This is a genomic window from Mesorhizobium sp. WSM3879 (assembly GCF_002294915.1).
Classification (GTDB): Bacteria; Pseudomonadota; Alphaproteobacteria; order Rhizobiales; family Rhizobiaceae; genus Mesorhizobium.
Map to the genome: position 1 here is coordinate 306,129 of NZ_NSFZ01000007.1, position 15,031 is coordinate 321,159.

At 64.9% G+C, this 15,031-nt stretch carries 16 protein-coding genes; 11 read left to right on the forward strand and 5 right to left on the reverse strand.

Annotated elements, in window-relative coordinates; translation table 11 throughout:
- Positions 1-31: 31 nt before the first annotated feature.
- The 3 genes from CK218_RS18415 to secA all read right to left on the reverse strand — a co-directional run bounded on the left by CK218_RS18415 (position 32) and on the right by secA (position 5,570).
- Entirely contained in the window at positions 32-1,312 is a 1,281-nt protein-coding gene (locus CK218_RS18415; protein ID WP_095828465.1) for a GNAT family N-acetyltransferase, read from the reverse strand.
- Positions 1,312-2,715, reverse strand: coding sequence for a lipopolysaccharide biosynthesis protein (locus CK218_RS18420; RefSeq protein WP_095828466.1), 1,404 nt, complete (start codon positions 2,713-2,715; stop codon positions 1,312-1,314). The genes CK218_RS18415 and CK218_RS18420 overlap by 1 nt, the downstream gene beginning before the upstream one ends.
- 122 nt (positions 2,716-2,837) lie before the next feature.
- A complete protein-coding gene (gene secA, locus CK218_RS18425) occupies positions 2,838-5,570 on the reverse strand; it encodes a preprotein translocase subunit SecA (protein ID WP_095782409.1) in 2,733 nt (910 codons plus the stop codon).
- 263 nt (positions 5,571-5,833) lie between these two features.
- Between secA and CK218_RS18430 the strand changes: the two genes are divergently transcribed.
- The 6 genes from CK218_RS18430 to CK218_RS18455 all read left to right on the forward strand — a co-directional run bounded on the left by CK218_RS18430 (position 5,834) and on the right by CK218_RS18455 (position 10,135).
- On the forward strand, positions 5,834-6,751 hold the full coding sequence (locus tag CK218_RS18430) for a peptidylprolyl isomerase (RefSeq protein WP_066990127.1): 918 nt from the start codon (positions 5,834-5,836) through the stop codon (positions 6,749-6,751).
- 177 nt (positions 6,752-6,928) lie between these two features.
- Complete coding sequence (gene argJ, locus CK218_RS18435) at positions 6,929-8,170, forward strand: bifunctional glutamate N-acetyltransferase/amino-acid acetyltransferase ArgJ (protein WP_066990124.1); 1,242 nt, start codon at positions 6,929-6,931, stop codon at positions 8,168-8,170.
- Positions 8,170-8,949 carry a GNAT family N-acetyltransferase gene (locus CK218_RS18440; RefSeq protein WP_179294532.1) on the forward strand — a complete coding sequence of 260 codons (780 nt, stop codon included), beginning with the start codon at positions 8,170-8,172 and terminating at the stop codon, positions 8,947-8,949. Before argJ ends, CK218_RS18440 begins: the two co-directional genes overlap by 1 nt.
- Positions 8,946-9,368, forward strand: a complete 423-nt coding sequence (locus tag CK218_RS18445) for a (deoxy)nucleoside triphosphate pyrophosphohydrolase (RefSeq protein WP_066990121.1) — start codon at positions 8,946-8,948, stop codon at positions 9,366-9,368. The genes CK218_RS18440 and CK218_RS18445 overlap by 4 nt, the downstream gene beginning before the upstream one ends.
- Before the next feature lie 155 nt (positions 9,369-9,523).
- Positions 9,524-9,841, forward strand: a complete 318-nt coding sequence (locus CK218_RS18450; protein ID WP_095828467.1) for a hypothetical protein — start codon at positions 9,524-9,526, stop codon at positions 9,839-9,841.
- A 105-nt stretch (positions 9,842-9,946) separates the two neighbouring features.
- Positions 9,947-10,135 carry a Flp family type IVb pilin gene (locus CK218_RS18455; RefSeq protein ID WP_095828468.1) on the forward strand — a complete coding sequence of 63 codons (189 nt, stop codon included), beginning with the start codon at positions 9,947-9,949 and terminating at the stop codon, positions 10,133-10,135.
- A gap of 30 nt (positions 10,136-10,165) precedes the next feature.
- Here CK218_RS18455 and CK218_RS18460 read toward each other — a convergent pair whose 3' ends face one another.
- On the reverse strand, positions 10,166-11,038 hold the full coding sequence (locus tag CK218_RS18460; protein ID WP_095779374.1) for a methyltransferase domain-containing protein: 873 nt from the start codon (positions 11,036-11,038) through the stop codon (positions 10,166-10,168).
- Between the two features lie 64 nt (positions 11,039-11,102).
- Here CK218_RS18460 and CK218_RS18465 point away from each other — a divergent pair, with 64 nt between their 5' ends.
- From CK218_RS18465 to CK218_RS18480, 4 genes are all read left to right on the forward strand, one after another.
- Positions 11,103-11,903 (forward strand): ComF family protein, encoded by an 801-nt coding sequence (locus CK218_RS18465; RefSeq protein ID WP_095779390.1) that lies wholly within the window; start codon positions 11,103-11,105, stop codon positions 11,901-11,903.
- Positions 11,904-11,979: 76 nt separating this feature from the next.
- Positions 11,980-12,249, forward strand: a complete 270-nt coding sequence (gene grxC / locus CK218_RS18470; protein WP_095779375.1) for a glutaredoxin 3 — start codon at positions 11,980-11,982, stop codon at positions 12,247-12,249.
- Between the two features lie 2 nt (positions 12,250-12,251).
- Positions 12,252-13,112 (forward strand): carbon-nitrogen hydrolase family protein, encoded by an 861-nt coding sequence (locus tag CK218_RS18475; protein ID WP_095779376.1) that lies wholly within the window; start codon positions 12,252-12,254, stop codon positions 13,110-13,112.
- The gene (locus tag CK218_RS18480) at positions 13,109-13,534 is read left to right on the forward strand and encodes a DUF1178 family protein (protein ID WP_066990107.1); all 426 of its coding nucleotides are present in this window, start codon (positions 13,109-13,111) and stop codon (positions 13,532-13,534) included. The genes CK218_RS18475 and CK218_RS18480 overlap by 4 nt, the downstream gene beginning before the upstream one ends.
- Here the strand turns inward: CK218_RS18480 and CK218_RS18485 are convergent.
- Positions 13,497-14,012: a MarR family transcriptional regulator gene (locus tag CK218_RS18485; RefSeq protein WP_095828469.1), complete on the reverse strand. Its 516-nt coding sequence runs from the start codon at positions 14,010-14,012 to the stop codon at positions 13,497-13,499. The two genes, CK218_RS18480 and CK218_RS18485, sit on opposite strands and share 38 nt — an antisense overlap.
- Positions 14,013-14,114: 102 nt before the next feature.
- Between CK218_RS18485 and CK218_RS18490 the strand changes: the two genes are divergently transcribed.
- Entirely contained in the window at positions 14,115-15,029 is a 915-nt protein-coding gene (locus tag CK218_RS18490) for a DMT family transporter (RefSeq protein WP_095828470.1), read from the forward strand.
- Positions 15,030-15,031: the final 2 nt, after the last annotated feature.

Here is a 15,031-nt window from a genome sequence, read left to right on the forward strand (position 1 = left end):
CGGATGCCATAGCCGGTATGCGGCCTTTCAGCTAGCGCCTTTTCAAGAGGCTCCGCATGCGATTGCGCAGGAGCCGCGCCATGTTACGGGTCTCCCGGTAGAGATGGAGCTGCGAGGCAGCCTGGCGGGCCGGCCGGTCGGCGTCGGGCGTCAGGCCGACCACCAGCGTGCCCATCGGCTTGCGCTCCGTCCAGAGGCGACTCATCACCGGATGGTCGGGCACCGCGCAGGAATCGGTCATGGCGACATTGGGATCATCGAGATGCTGCTTGGTCACCTCGATCATCAGCAGCGTGCCCGGCGAATAGGCCGAGAGCGTCTCGTCATAGGCCGTCTTCCAGGTGTAGGCGACGCCCGCTTCGACGAAGACGACGAGAGAAGCGATCGTGCGGCCGTCGAGCGTCAGTGTGTGGATGCGGCACATGTCATGCTCGGCGAGCCTGTGCACCGCCTCGCGGGCGAAGGCGGCGCGGTAGCGGTCGATCGCCATGGCCGTGCGCTCGCGGCCCTTCCAGCCGGCCGCCTCCAGGGTCAGGAAGCTTTCGATGGCGTGGCGGATCTCTTCCGGTCCGCGCGCCACCACATGGTCCAGCTTGCCAAGGCCGGCGAGGCGCCGCTTCAGCCGGCGGAATTCGCGATAGTGATGCGCGCGCAGCGAGGCCTTGAGGTAGTCGTCGCCGTCGGCATCGCTTTCCAGCACCGGGCGCTCGGCCTTGCCGGTGACGACCAGGGTCAGGCCGCGGCTGTCGGCAAAGGAGGTGAGCAGGCTCGCCACCGGGCCGTCCAGCTTGATGTCGGGGAGCACAAAGACCTTCGGCAATTTGAGATGCGGCCTGGACAGCATCGAGAAGAAATCCTCGATGACGCCGACCGGATCGTCACGATCGACCAGCGGCGTGCCGAGCGGGCCGAACGGGCTCGACCATGTGCGCATGACCGGCACGCCGAGCGGAATTGCGGGGCGCTCGATCGAGAACGGCACAAGGAGCCGCAGCCGGTTGCGGAACTCGTCGCCGTCGCGGATCACCGCCAGCCGCACTTCGCGGTCCTCGAGCCTCGGCATGGCCGGCGCCAGGAAGCGCGGGTTGAAGAAGACGTTGGGCTCGATCGTGCGGGCGCTAAGATAGTCGAGCTCCTCGACCAGGTCGAAGCCGGCCGAGGCGGGATAGATCGCGAGCTTGCGCTCCGGCCGGTTGTTGGCGAACAGCTCGATATGGGCGGGATCGGCCTCCCTGACGAGGCCGGCAAGGCCCGACACCATGGCGCCGGCGGGCCCGCCGCTGGTCTCTTCAAGCAGCGGAATGGCGGCCATCAGGCGACTTCCTTGTTTGCGGGCACGAAAATCGCCATGACGATGCCGAGCTTGCGCCAGACGGTGAAGGACAGCGCGCCGGCCTCGAAGACCATGGCGAGGCTGGTGGCGATCGCCGCGCCCCAAAGGCCGAAGAGCGGGATCAGAACCACATTAAGAGCGATATTCAGCACGAGCGTCATGGCATATACGGCGGCGCAGATGTTCTGGTTGCCGCTCATGGTGAGCAGGCTTTCGCAGGGGCCGACGGCGCCGCGCGCGACGACGCCGAAGACCAGCAGGAAAAGCAGCGGATAGCCGGCGGTGAATTCAGGGCCGAACAGCACCAGCATCGGCTCGCCGAGCGCCAGCACCAGCAGCGCCATCGCAAGCGAGGGCCAGAAGGTCCAGGAGACGGTCTCGCGGGCGAAGGCGGCGAGCCTTTCCGGCTCGCCATGGGTGAATTGCGCATAGCGCTGGGCAACGCCCGCCTTGACGGCGAAATAGACGAAATGCACCAGAGCCAGCGTTTTCACGGTGGCGAAATAGACGGCGACGTCATTGGGCTCGAGATAGGCGCCAACCATCAGCACGTCGGCATTGGTGAGCAGGAAGAAAAAACTCTCGACCAGGAAGATCGGCAGCGAGACCAGGAACCACCGGCCGAAATGCACGGTCATCGGCCCGGCCGGGATCTGCTTGTCCATGCGCGAGGTGACGCCCATCAGTTGGCCGAGCGTCGTGGTATAGGTGGCGGCGATCGAGGCGAAGATCGCGGTCTTGGCATCCGGCACGTAGTGCATGGCGAGCATAAGCGCCATGAACACCAGGATCAGCACCGGCCGCACCAGATAGGTCGGCGACAGCGCGAACAGCGCCCATGAGTTCGCCCGCGCCAGTCCCTGAAGGAGGTCGCCCATCGCGATCATCGGCAGGCAGATGACGCCGAGGATGAAGGGAATGACGTAGTAGTTCTCGATCCAGGGCGAGGCGAGCCAGACGCCGAGCGCGCCCAGCCCCGCGATCACCGTCGAAGCGACCAGCACGAACAGCCGGCTCGCCAGCACGATGCCGCGCAGCTCGGCGAGCATGCCGCGCTCGCGATACTCGGGAATGAAACGGATGACCGAGGTGTGGAAGCCGAGGCAGGCGAGATTGCCGACGATGACCATCGTCACCCAGACCAGCACGAAGATGCCGTATTGGAACGAGCCCATCCAGCGTGCCATCAGCACCTGGCTGACGAAGGCGATGACCGCGCTGACGATGCGGATGGAAAAGGCGATCAGCGACATGCGGCCGGCTTCGCCGCGTTCGTCGGCGCTGAACAGCACGGCGTCGATGCGGCCAAGCAGCGGCCGCATGCGCAGCGCCCAGCGCTGCGGCAAGAACCGCCCGGCAGTCGTCGCCGCGGAAAAGCGCACCCCGAATACTCTCCGTTTTCCGCCTGTTTCCAAGGTTTCGGTGTATGCGAAACACATTAAGAAACGGTTGGGTGGAGGGCTTCCTTCTCCCCGTCATATCCGGGGAGAAGAAGGGAAGGGGATCAAGCGAAGGCGCCGTGGCAGTGCTTGTATTTCTTGCCGGAGCCGCAGGGGCAGGCCTCGTTGCGGCCGACCTTGCCCCAAGTCGCGGGATTCTTCGGATCGCGATTTTCCGGTGCCACCATGGCATGGGATTCCTGGCGGACCAACAACGCCGTCTCGCCGCCCTGGAAGTCGTCCTCGCCGGTGGTGCCGTCGATATGGCTGCCGAACATATCCGGCGCCGACGGCGGCGGCGCTTCAGCCGCCTGGCGGACCAGCTCGACGCGCATCAGCTGCGCGGTCACGGCCTGGCGCAGATTGCCGAGCATGCCCTGGAACAGCTCGAAGGCCTCGCCCTTGTATTCCTGCAGCGGATCGCGCTGGGCATAGCCGCGGAAGCCCACGACCGAACGCAGATGGTCGAGGTTGACGATGTGCTCGCGCCACAGATGGTCGAGCGTCTGCAGCACGACCGAACGCTCGACATAGCTCATGACGTCGGGGCCGAAGCGCTCGGCGCGTTCCTTGGCGGCTGCCTCGGCGGCGGCGGAGATGCGCTCGCGGATGTCGTCCTCGGCGATGCCCTCCTCCTTGACCCAGTCGTCAATCGGCAGGTCGAGATTGAGGTACTGCGCCACTTCCTCCTTCAGGCCGGCGACGTTCCACTGCTCGGCATAGGCGTTTTCCGGGATGTTCTTGGCGACGATTTCCTCGATGACGCCCTCGCGCATTTCGGCCACCGTCTCCGACAGGCCTTCGCCATCCATCAGCTCGATGCGCTGCTCGAAAACCACCTTGCGCTGGTCGTTGGAGACGTCATCGTATTTCAGCAGGTTCTTGCGGATGTCGAAGTTGCGCGCCTCGACCTTCTTCTGCGCCTTCTCCAGCGCCTTGTTGATCCACGGGTGGATGATGGCCTCGTCTTCCTTGAGGCCGAGCTTCTGCAGCATGCCGTCCATGCGCTCGGAGCCGAAGATGCGCATCAGATCGTCCTGCAGCGACAGGAAGAATTTCGAACGGCCAGGATCGCCCTGGCGGCCGGAACGTCCGCGCAGCTGGTTGTCGATGCGGCGCGATTCATGGCGCTCGGTCGCCAAGACGTAGAGTCCGCCGGCGGCCAGCGCCTTTTCCTTCAGCTGCGCGACGTCATCGCGGATCTGCTGTTCGCGCGCCTCGCGCTCCGGGCCGGCGGGCATATCCGCCAGTTCTTCCGCGATGCGCATGTCGGCATTGCCGCCGAGCTGGATGTCGGTACCGCGTCCAGCCATGTTCGTGGCGATGGTGATGGCGCCGGGCTTGCCGGCCTGGGCGACGATAGCCGCCTCGCGCTCGTGGTGGCGGGCGTTGAGCACCTCGAAATTCTTGACGCCTTCCTTGCGCAGGCGCTCGGCCAGCTGCTCGGATTTCTCGATCGAGGTGGTGCCGACCAGGATCGGCTGGCCGCGCTCTCGGGCGTCGCGGATCTCCTTGACGATGGCCTTGTACTTCTCTTCCACCGTCCGGTAGACCTCGTCGTCCTCGTCCCTGCGGGCGACCGGCAGGTTGGTCGGGATCTCGGTGACTTCGAGATTGTAGATGTTGGCGAATTCCTCCGCCTCGGTCAGCGCCGTGCCGGTCATGCCGGCGAGCTTCTTGTAAAGGCGGAAATAGTTCTGGAAGGTGACAGAGGCCAGCGTCTGGTTCTCCGGCTGGATCTGCACATGCTCCTTGGCCTCGAGGGCCTGGTGCAGGCCTTCCGAATAGCGGCGGCCCGGCATCATGCGGCCGGTGAACTCGTCGATGATGACGATCTCGCCGTTGCGCACGATGTAGTCCCTGTCCTTCTGGAACAGCAGGTGCGCCTTCAGCGCATTGTTGACGTGGTGGACGATGGCGACGTTCTCGACGTCGTAGAGCGACTCGCCCTTCAACAGGCCGGCATCGCGCAGCATGTTTTCCAGCTTCTCGGTGCCGTCCTCGGTGAAGATCGTGGTTTTCTGCTTTTCATCGACCTCGTAGTCGGCCGGGCCGAGCTTCAGCATAAAGGCGTCGATGGTGTTGTACATTTCCGAGCGGTCCTCGAGCGGACCGGAAATGATCAGCGGCGTGCGCGCCTCGTCGACCAGGATCGAGTCGACCTCGTCGACGATGGCGTAGGCATGGCCGCGCTGGACCATCTGCGAGCGCTCATACTTCATGTTGTCGCGCAGATAGTCGAAGCCGAGCTCGTTGTTGGTGGCGTAGGTAACGTCGGCGGCGTAGGCCTCGCGGCGCTCGTCGTCGGAGAGGCCATGGACGATGATGCCGACGGTGAGGCCGAGGAACTTGTAGACGCGGCCCATCCATTCGGCGTCGCGCCTGGCAAGATAGTCGTTGACCGTGACGACATGCACGCCCTTGCCGGCGAGCGCGTTGAGATAGACCGGCAAGGTGGCGACCAGCGTCTTGCCCTCACCGGTGCGCATCTCGGCGATGCCGCCATTGTGCAGCACCATGCCGCCGATCAATTGGACATCGAAGGGACGCATGCCGAGAACGCGGCGGGCCGCCTCTCGCACCGTGGCAAAGGCCGGGATCAGCAGGTCGTCGAGCGAGGCGCCATTGGCGAAGTCCTGGCGGAATTTCTCGGTGCGGCCGGCAAGCTCGGCATCGGAGAGCGCCCGCATCTCGTTTTCCAACCCATTGATGGCCTCGACCCGGGGCCTGGTCGCCTTGACTCGGCGGTCGTTGGAAGAGCCGAAAACCTTACGCGCGAGAGCGCCGAGACTGACCATCCAATGGTCCTTTCGATAGCAATTTTAGCCGTTTGCGACAGGCGCCTGGCGGGCCCATCAAATCCGCGTGAATGCGGACAAACGCAAAAAGCGCCCGGAAAACGGTTCTGGACGCCAAGTCGTTGGACAGATAAGAGGGGGCTCAACTGATGTCAACGCCGCGTTAGCCCTATGGGCAGCGCCAAATTCCGCCACAATCGGACTGATCTGGAACCTTCCCGTTCAAGCGATCCTTATCGGCAATCCCCATTGGAGTTATCTTGATGTCCCTGTCGTTCCGCCGCGCGTCGCTCGCCAGCCTTGGCTTGGCCTTCGGGCTCTCGGCTCTTTCGCTGTCGCCCCTGATGGCGCAGGAAACCAAGCCTGCCCAGCCGGGCGCAGCGGCTCCCGCAGCCGCTCCCGTAGATCCCAACGCCGTGGTCGCCACCATCAACGGCGAGAAGCTGACCGAGGCCGACCTCGCGCTGGCCGAAGGCGAACTGTCGCAGCAGTTCGCGCAGCTGCCGCCGGAACAGCGCCGCGCCGCTGCTCTTTCGGCGGCCATTGAAATCCGCGTCATGGCCAAGAAAGCGGTCGACAGCGGCCTCGACAAGGACGCCGATTTCCTGCGTCGGATGGCCTTCCTGCAGCAGCGCGCCCTGCACGGCGAGGTCGTCGAGAAGGAAGTCGTCGACAAGGTGACGGATGCAGATGTCCGCGCCCGCTACGACCAGGAAATCGCCAACACGCCGCCGGTCAATGAGATCCACGCCCGTCACATCCTCGTGAAGACGAAGGAAGAAGCCGAGGCGATCATCAAGCAGCTCGACGGCGGCGCCGATTTCCAGAAGCTCGCCAACGAGCACACCAGCGACCCGAGCGGCAAGTCGAATGGCGGCGACCTCGGCTGGTTCGGTCCCGGACAGATGGTGCCGGAGTTCGACAAGGCCGCGTTTGCGCTTGATGTCGGCAAGTACAGCAAGGAGCCGGTGCAGTCGCAGTTCGGCTGGCATGTCATCAAGGTCGAGGACAAGCGCGCCAAGCAGCCGCCGGCCTTCGACGACGTCAAGGACCAGGCCAAGCAGGCCGTCATCCGCGACAAGTATTTCGCCATGGTCAAGGAATTGCGCGGCGCCGCCAAGATCGAGATCCCGGACGCGAAGCTGAAGTCGGCGGTCGACACGCTGGAGAGCGGCAAGTAAGCCGGCCAGCCTGAAACATGCTGCTCAGGGCGCCTTCGGGCGCCCTTTCGCATTTCAGGCGCGCGCTATGCCGCGCACCCCGAGAGAGCCCATGAAGCGCGGCCAGAACGCTCTTGCGCCAGCGCGCGCTATCGGGCAAACCGGCCTCCTATTTGCGTTCTGCCGCTCCGGGGTCCCATGTCCGCAACGATTTCGCCGCTCGCACCGAAGAAATATCCCAAGATGCCGGTCATCGAGGGCGTGCGCATCGCTACCGCCGAGGCCGGGATCAAATATCGCAATCGCACCGATCTGCTTGCCATGATCTTCGATCCCGGCACGGCCGTCGCCGGTGTCTTCACCAAGTCGAAATGCCCCTCGGCGCCGGTCGACTACTGCCGCCAGAACCTGTCCGCCGGCAAGGCGCGCGTGCTGGTGGTGAATTCCGGCAATGCCAACGCCTTCACCGGCAAGAAAGGCCGCGCCTCGACGGCGTTGACCGGCGAGGCGGCGGCGAAGGCCGCCGGATGCTCCGAGAGCGAAGTGTTCCTGGCCTCGACCGGCGTCATCGGCGAGCCGCTCGACACCAACAAATTCAGCCATCTGCTCGCCGGCCTGGTGAAGGACGGCAAGCCGGACCTGTGGACCGAGGCGGCGAAGGCCATCATGACCACGGACACCTATCCGAAGGTGGCGACCCAGATGGTGAAGCTCGGCGACGCCGACGTCACCATCAACGGCATCGCCAAGGGCGCCGGCATGATCGCGCCCGATATGGCCACGATGCTCTCCTTCATCGCCACCGACGCGCCGATCGCAGCCCCGGTGCTGCAGGATCTGTTGTCGCGCGGCACGGCAAAGACCTTCAACGCGGTCACCGTCGACAGCGACACCTCGACCAGCGACACGCTGCTCTTCTTCGCCACCGGCAAGGCTGGTTCGCGCGGCGCACCCCAGATCAGCGACCCGAAAGATGCGCGGCTCGGCGCCTTCCGCCGCGCACTCGGCAAGGTGCTGAAGTCGCTGGCGCTGCAGGTGGTGCGCGACGGCGAAGGCGCGCGCAAGCAGGTCGAGGTCACCGTCACCGGCGCCAAATCCGCGCGCTCGGCCAAGCGCGTCGCGCTTTCGATCGCCAACTCGCCGCTGGTCAAGACTGCGGTCGCAGGCGAGGACGCCAATTGGGGCCGCGTCGTCATGGCCGTCGGCAAGGCCGGCGAGCCGGCCGACCGCGACCGGCTGTCGATCTGGTTCGGCGACAACCGGCTGGCGCATGAGGGCGAGCGCGATCCGGCTTACTCGGAAGAAGCGACCTCGGCTTATATGAAGCGCGACGACATCCGCATCCGCGCCGACCTTGGCATCGGCCGCGGCAAGGCGACGGTGTGGACCTGCGACCTCACCAAGGAATATGTCGCCATCAATGGCGACTACCGGAGCTGATGGCACCGGTGTCGACGCATCCGGCAAGCGTGCTCGCGATCGTGCGCCGCTACGAGGCGGCGGGCTTTCGCGCCTGGCCGGCGGCGGCCGTTCACTATGATGGGACATGGTTGGTGCGGCTGACGGCGGGCCATCCGGCGAAGCGCCTGAATTCGGTCAATCCGCTCGATCCCGGCGACACGCATGCCATTGCCGAACGCATCGTGCGCGCCAGCCGTCGCTTCGAGGCTTACGGCCGGCCGCTGACCTTTCGTATGTCCCCGCTTTCGGGGCAGGTGCTGTCGACGCATCTCGACGATGCAGGCTGGAGCCGGTTCGACGAATCGGTGGTGATGCGTCTGCCGCTCAAGGAGGCGCAACTCGACGCCGCGATGGACCAGATTCCGCTGAAAGACATCAGCCGCTTCATCGGCGCGGCGATCAGGACGAACGACTCGGACGCCTCGCTGCGAGCCGGCCTCTCGGAAGTCATCGGCGCAATCCAGCCTGAGGCGGGGCTGTTTGCGCTCGAGGACGGCAATGAGCCGCTGGCAACGCTGATCTGCGTCCATGACGGCGATCTCGCCGGCCTGTTCGAGGTCGCCACCGAAAAATCGGCGCGCAAAAAGGGCCATGGCCGCAACCTCATCCTGTCGGCGCTGAAATGGGCCAGGCTGCGCGGCGCGCGCGAAGCCTGGCTGCAGGTGGAAGCCGGCAATGTTGCGGCGCTGTCGCTCTACCGGTCGCTCGGCTTCGAGGAAGTCTATCGCTACCATTATCGCCGGCGGCCGGACGCATGAGCGAGATCACGCCAGCCGGAAAGCGCCTGCTTCTTGTCGCGGCCTGCGCGCTGGTGGATGCCGACCGACGCGTGCTTCTGGCGCAGCGTCCCGAGGGCAAGCAACTCGCCGGCCTTTGGGAGTTTCCGGGCGGCAAGGTCGAGCCAGGCGAGACGCCCGAGGAATGCCTGGTGCGCGAGCTGCATGAGGAGCTCGGTATCGAGACCGAGATCCCCTGCCTGGCGCCGCTCACCTTCGCCAGCCACAGCTATGACCATTTCCACCTGCTGATGCCGCTCTACATCTGCCGGCGCTTCCGCGGCATCGCGCAGCCGAGGGAAGGGCAGGGACTGAAATGGGTCAGGCCGCGCCAGATGCGCGACTACCCGATGCCGCCGGCGGACGCGCCGCTGATCCAGTTCCTCATCGATCTCTTGTGATCGTCACAGCCGCTTCAGCGTTTCCACCAAACGCAGTCCAAGCCGCCGTTTGCTCCGTCTGCTTTAGGCAGCGTTAATGGAAGATTTATCTCGACATGGAAAATTGACGCAAATCGTCCGCGCGGCGGCATGCCGATTTTGATTGGAGCCAATCCATGAGCCTCGACAGAGAATGGGACTCGATCCGGCCCGACCGCACTTTCCGCGCCGCCGATGCCGGCATGGGTATCTTGCGGATCACCCTGCTTTTCGGGTCGGCCGCGGTGGCGCTGGCTCTGATCGCGACGCCTTTCCTGGACAGCCAGCTGCGTCCGCAGGGCGCGCGCGAGAGTTTGACCGGCGGACTCGACCTGAGCAGCACCGGTTCGATCGGTCGCCGCGATACCTACACCCTGCGGCGAAGCGTGCTGCAGCCGCTGCCAAGTTCCGTTTGCGTAATCCGCAACGATGGCAGCCGCTACGGCGAGTGCTAATTGGTTAATAAATTCAGCAAGAAACCGCTATTTCACCGCCCGTTAAGCTTTTGCCGTTAACCTTTCTTAACGGGTAGGCCCTATGGTTCCCGGCAAGAGGGATCGATGACCATGAAAAACCTGCTGCAGCGTTTCATAGAAGATGAATCGGGCGCCACGGCCATCGAATACGGCCTGATCGTTGCCGTGCTGTCGCTTGCAATCGTCGGCGGCGTCGGCAAGGCCGCCGACGCGATCCAGTGGCTGTTCTCCGACAACAACAGCAGACTTGCCAACGCCTTTGCCCAGCACTGACCGCATCGGTCAGACCGCGGCGCGCATCGGTCAGTGCCCCCTCGGCTTCTCGAGGATCGTCTTCAGCGAGACCTTGGCCGAGCCAGGCTTCAGCGGCTTCTGCTGTGAGGCATCGGGCGCCCAGCCGGACATCCACACAATCGAAAAGCTTGCCCGGATGCGGCCGTCCGGGTCGGAAAACCGGTCGGCATAAATTTCGGCGGCGCGGGCGAACAGCCGCCGGGTGGCGGGACGCCGGCTGCGGTCCAAAAGCGGGCTGGTCTCGCCCATGGCGCGCAGGTCGGCGGCAAGCCCGAACAGCGAATCGTAGCGCACCGTGACCATCTCCACGTCGGCGACCGGCAGCGCCAGGCCGGCCCGCTGCAGCAGCGCGCCGGCGTCGCGCACATCGGTGAACGGCAGGACGCGAGGGCTCGCGCCACCGTAAAGCTCGGTCTCGGCGGCAAGCAGGCTCTCGCGCAACTCGGAAAGCGTGCCGGCACCGGCTAAAGCGCCGAGGAACAGCCCATCGGGCCTCAGCGCGCGGCGGATCTGCGCCAGCACGCCGGGGATGTCGTTCATCGCCTGCAGCGACAGCAGCGAGACGACAAGATCGAGGCTCTCCGCCTCGAACGGCACGGTCTCCGCCGGGGCGACCATGCCGGCTTCTCCGGCAAGGAAGGCACCGTCTGTTTCCACGCGCACTGTGTCGGCCACCTTGCCGCTGCCGGCGAGCACCCTGGCCGCAGCCGATGTCTGGCAAAACAGCGCCGCCGCCTTGCCGAATTTGCGCTCGACGGCGCCCAGCCGGTCGGCAAGGTCCTCGGCTGCCCGCCGCATCAGGAAATCGGCTCCGTCGACCGGGTGCATCAGCGCCCGGCGCTTGTGCGCAAGCCAGAGCTCCGTGTCGATCAAAGGCTGCAATGGGTTATTCCTGTTGTCGGCGCATGCCGGACCGATGCTATGGTGGCGCGGGGTTTCGCTTCACGTGGCCGATCCGGTGCGCAAGATCAAGACCATTGCGATGAAGGACATGGCGCGGCAGGCTCTGGGCTGGCCGGCGCGCCTGTTGTTTCCGCCGGTCTGTGCCGGCTGCCGCCGCCACGTCTCGCAGCCTGGCGTGCTGTGCGGCGCCTGCTGGCCGAAGCTTCGGCTGCTGGAGAAGCCTTGGTGTCCGGTTATGGGCACGCCGTTCACGCATGACATGGGCGACGGTTTTCTTTCCGCCGAAGCGATCGCCGATCCGCCGCCTTTCGAGCGGGCGCGGGCGGCGGTCGTCTATTCAGGGGTCGCGCGCCAGATGGTGCAAGGGCTGAAATACCAGGATCGCACCGATCTCGCGCCCTGGATGGCGCGCTGGATGATGCGCGCCGGCGCCGAACTGATCGCTGAAGCCGATGTCGTGGTCCCGGTGCCGCTGCATTGGCGACGCTTCTTCCGGCGGCAGTTCAACCAGTCGGCGGAGCTGGCACGGGCGGTTTCGAAGCTGAGCGGCCTGCCTTTCGCGCCGGCTGCGGTGAGGCGCGTAAAACTCACCCGCCAGCAGGTCGGGCTGGAGCGGCACGAACGCGAGGAGAATGTGCGCGCCGCCTTCCGCGTCCGGCCCGAGGCGGAAATCGAGATCGCCGGCCGAAGGGTGCTCGTCATCGACGACGTCTTCACCACCGGCGCCACGGTGCGGTCGGTGGCCAAGGCGCTGAAGAAAGGCGGCGCCGGAGCGGTCGACGTGCTGACCTTTGCCCGCGTCCTGCCGGGGGACTTCCGGGCCGATGAGTCTGCAACTATATAGGGCTTAAGTTGTTGTTTTGGTGCATGTCGCTTTCGCATAACCGTTGGGCGATGGGCACAGGCAGGATTGCTGATCGATGGTTGATGTGACGATCTATACCCGGATGATGTGCGGCTATTGCACCGCCGCCAAGCGGTTGCTCGAGCGCAAGGGTGTAGCCTATACCGAGCATGACGCGTCGTTCTCGCCGGAATTGCGCCAGGAAATGATTTCGCGGGCGCATGGGCGCACCACTTTTCCGCAGATTTTCATCGGCGACACGCATGTCGGCGGCTGCGACGACCTCCATGAATTGGAGTCCGAGGGCCGGCTGGACGTGTTGCTTGCCAACGGGGTGAGGGTTTGATCATGGGTGTTTTCAAGGCGGCGGCGGTGCAGATGCGTTCGGGCACCAGCCCGGAGCGCAACGCGGCTGATATGGAAAGGCTGGTCCGCGAGGCTGCACAGCAGGGCGCCACCTACGTGCAGACGCCGGAAATGACCGGCGCGCTCATCCGCGACAAGCAGGCGGGTGCCGCCGCTTTCACCAGCCAAGACAAGGACGTCGTCGTTTCGACGGCGCGGAAACTTGCGCAGGAACTCGGCATTTTCCTGCATGTCGGCTCGACGGCCATCCTGCGCGCCGACGGCAAGCTCGCCAACCGGGCGTTCCTGTTCGCGCCCGATGGCGCCATGATCGCCAATTACGACAAGATCCACATGTTCGATGTCGACCTCGACAACGGCGAGAGCTGGCGCGAATCCGCCTCTTACGAGCCGGGAACAGAGGGCGTCGTCACCGATATCAACGGCGTGAAGCTGGGCTTTGCCGTCTGCTACGACCTGCGCTTCCCGCAGTTATTCCGTGCCGAAGCGCTGGCGGGGGCCCAGGTGCTTTCGGTGCCTGCGGCCTTCACCCGCCAGACCGGCGAGGCGCACTGGCACGTGCTGCTCAGGGCACGCGCGATCGAGAACGGCACCTATCTCATCGCGGCCGCGCAGGGCGGCCTGCACGAGGACGGCCGCGAGACGTACGGCCATTCGCTGATCGTCGATCCGTGGGGACGTATCATCGCCGAGGCCGCGCATGATGAGCCCGCAGTGATCGTCGCCGAGATCGACCCGGCGCAGTCGGCTGCGGCGCGTCGCAAGATTCCCAATCTCAAGAACGCGCGGGATTTCACCGTCAATGCCGGCGAGGCGCCGCGTCTCAGGGGTGCAGCCTCTTGATCCGTTTTTCGCTCATCTGTGAACACGAGCACGAATTCGAAGCCTGGTTCCGCAGCAATGACGACTTTGGCACGCAGAAGAAACGCGGTTTCGTCGATTGCCCGATCTGCGGCTCGCACAAGGTCGAGAAGGCGCTGATGGCGCCGGCCGTCTCCACCTCACGCAAGCAGGAGAAGATGGCGCTGGCCATGGGCGACGCGCAGAAACAGGCGCTGGCACAGCTCAAGGCGCTCGCCGACAAGGTGCGCGAGAATGCCGACTATGTCGGCGACAAGTTCGCCGAGGAAGCGCGCAAGATCCATTTCGGCGAGACCGATCCGCGCGGCATCTATGGCGAGGCCACGCCGGACGAGGCGAAAAGCCTCGCCGAGGACGGCGTCGAATTCATGCCGATCCCGAGCTTTCCGGAGGACCGGAACTAAGAGTTCCGATCAGCTTTTTAAGCAGTGTCGCGAGCATTTTCCGGTCCTCTGGCGCCAAACCGGCGAGGATTTCATGCTCATTCGCGACGTGGGCGGTAAGGGCCTCATCGATGAGTTCGAGGCCTTTCGAGGTGAGTTGCACCACAACGCCGCGGCGATCGCTGGGATGCGGCGCGCGCTGGATCAGGCCCGCCTTTTCCAGCCGGTCGAGCCGGGCGGTCATTGCTCCGGAGGTCACCATCGTCGCCTCGTAGAGTTCGGTCGGCGTCAGCGCGTGAGGCGCGCCGGAGCGGCGAAGCGTGGCCAACACGTCGAATTCGCCCTGCTGCAGGCCGAAACGGGCAAAGAGCGGCGCGAGCCGGTCGCGCGCGATCAGCGAGGACGCTTCGTTCAGTCGCCCGATCACTCCCATCGGCGAGACGTCGAGGTCCGGCCGTTCCTTGCGCCATTGCTCCATCGCTCTTGCCGCACGGTCCATGTGCCTCACCGTAAAGTATCTTGACATTGAGAATCTTTACGCTATATTATCCCAAGTTGGAGCGGCCGCCAAGCTTGGCCGTGAAGCCACAGGATCACGCAGATGAAATTGCTCTGGGATTCAGCACTGGGTCTTCTGATCGTCACCGGCGGATTGCTCGGCATGACGCTCCCCTTCGGCAAGCTGGCAACGGCGGCCGGTGCCCCGGCAATGGTCTGTGCTTTCGTGATCTCGTTCGGCGCCGGCGGCGTGTTGCTCACAACGCTTCTGCTGCTCGGTCAGCGCATCCGGCTCACGGCGCACAAGCTGCGTTATTTCTTCATCACCGCAGCCATCTCCTACGCTCTTCCTAACTTGCTGATGTTCTCGGCCATCCCGCATCTCGGCGCGGGTTACACGGGCATCATGTTCACGCTGTCGCCGGTCATCACGCTGGTGTTCTCGATCCTGCTTGGGGTGCGGCGACCGAACCTGCTCGGCGTCATCGGCATTATCGTTGGTTTTATCGGCGCGGTGATGGTCGCGCTTACGCGTGGGGAGGCCGGCCAGCCGGCCGAATATTTCTGGGTGGCGGTCGGCCTTCTCATCCCCGTCAGCCTCGCCGCCGGCAACATCTACCGCACCATCGACTGGCCCGAGGACACCGGTCCGATCGAGCTCGCCGTCGGCAGCCATCTGGCGTCGGCAACCTTGCTTCTCATCGGCATCCTGACGCTGCTCGGCTGGCAGGCATTTGCTCCGCTCGGCGGCGTGCCGCTGGTGGTCGCCGCACAGGTGGCGTCGGCATCGGCGATGTTTGCCTTCTTCTTCCGGCTGCAGGCGGTCGGCGGGCCGGTCTATCTCAGCCAGATCGGCTATGTGGCGGCGGCGGTCGGGCTCTTTGCCGGCACGATCTTCCTCCGCGAGCATTATCAGCTGCTGACCTGGCTGGGCGCGGCCATCATCACCGCCGGCGTGCTCATCACTACCAAGGCGCAGAGCCAGCCAAACCCGAAGCTGCAAAGGCAGGCGGCGTAAAC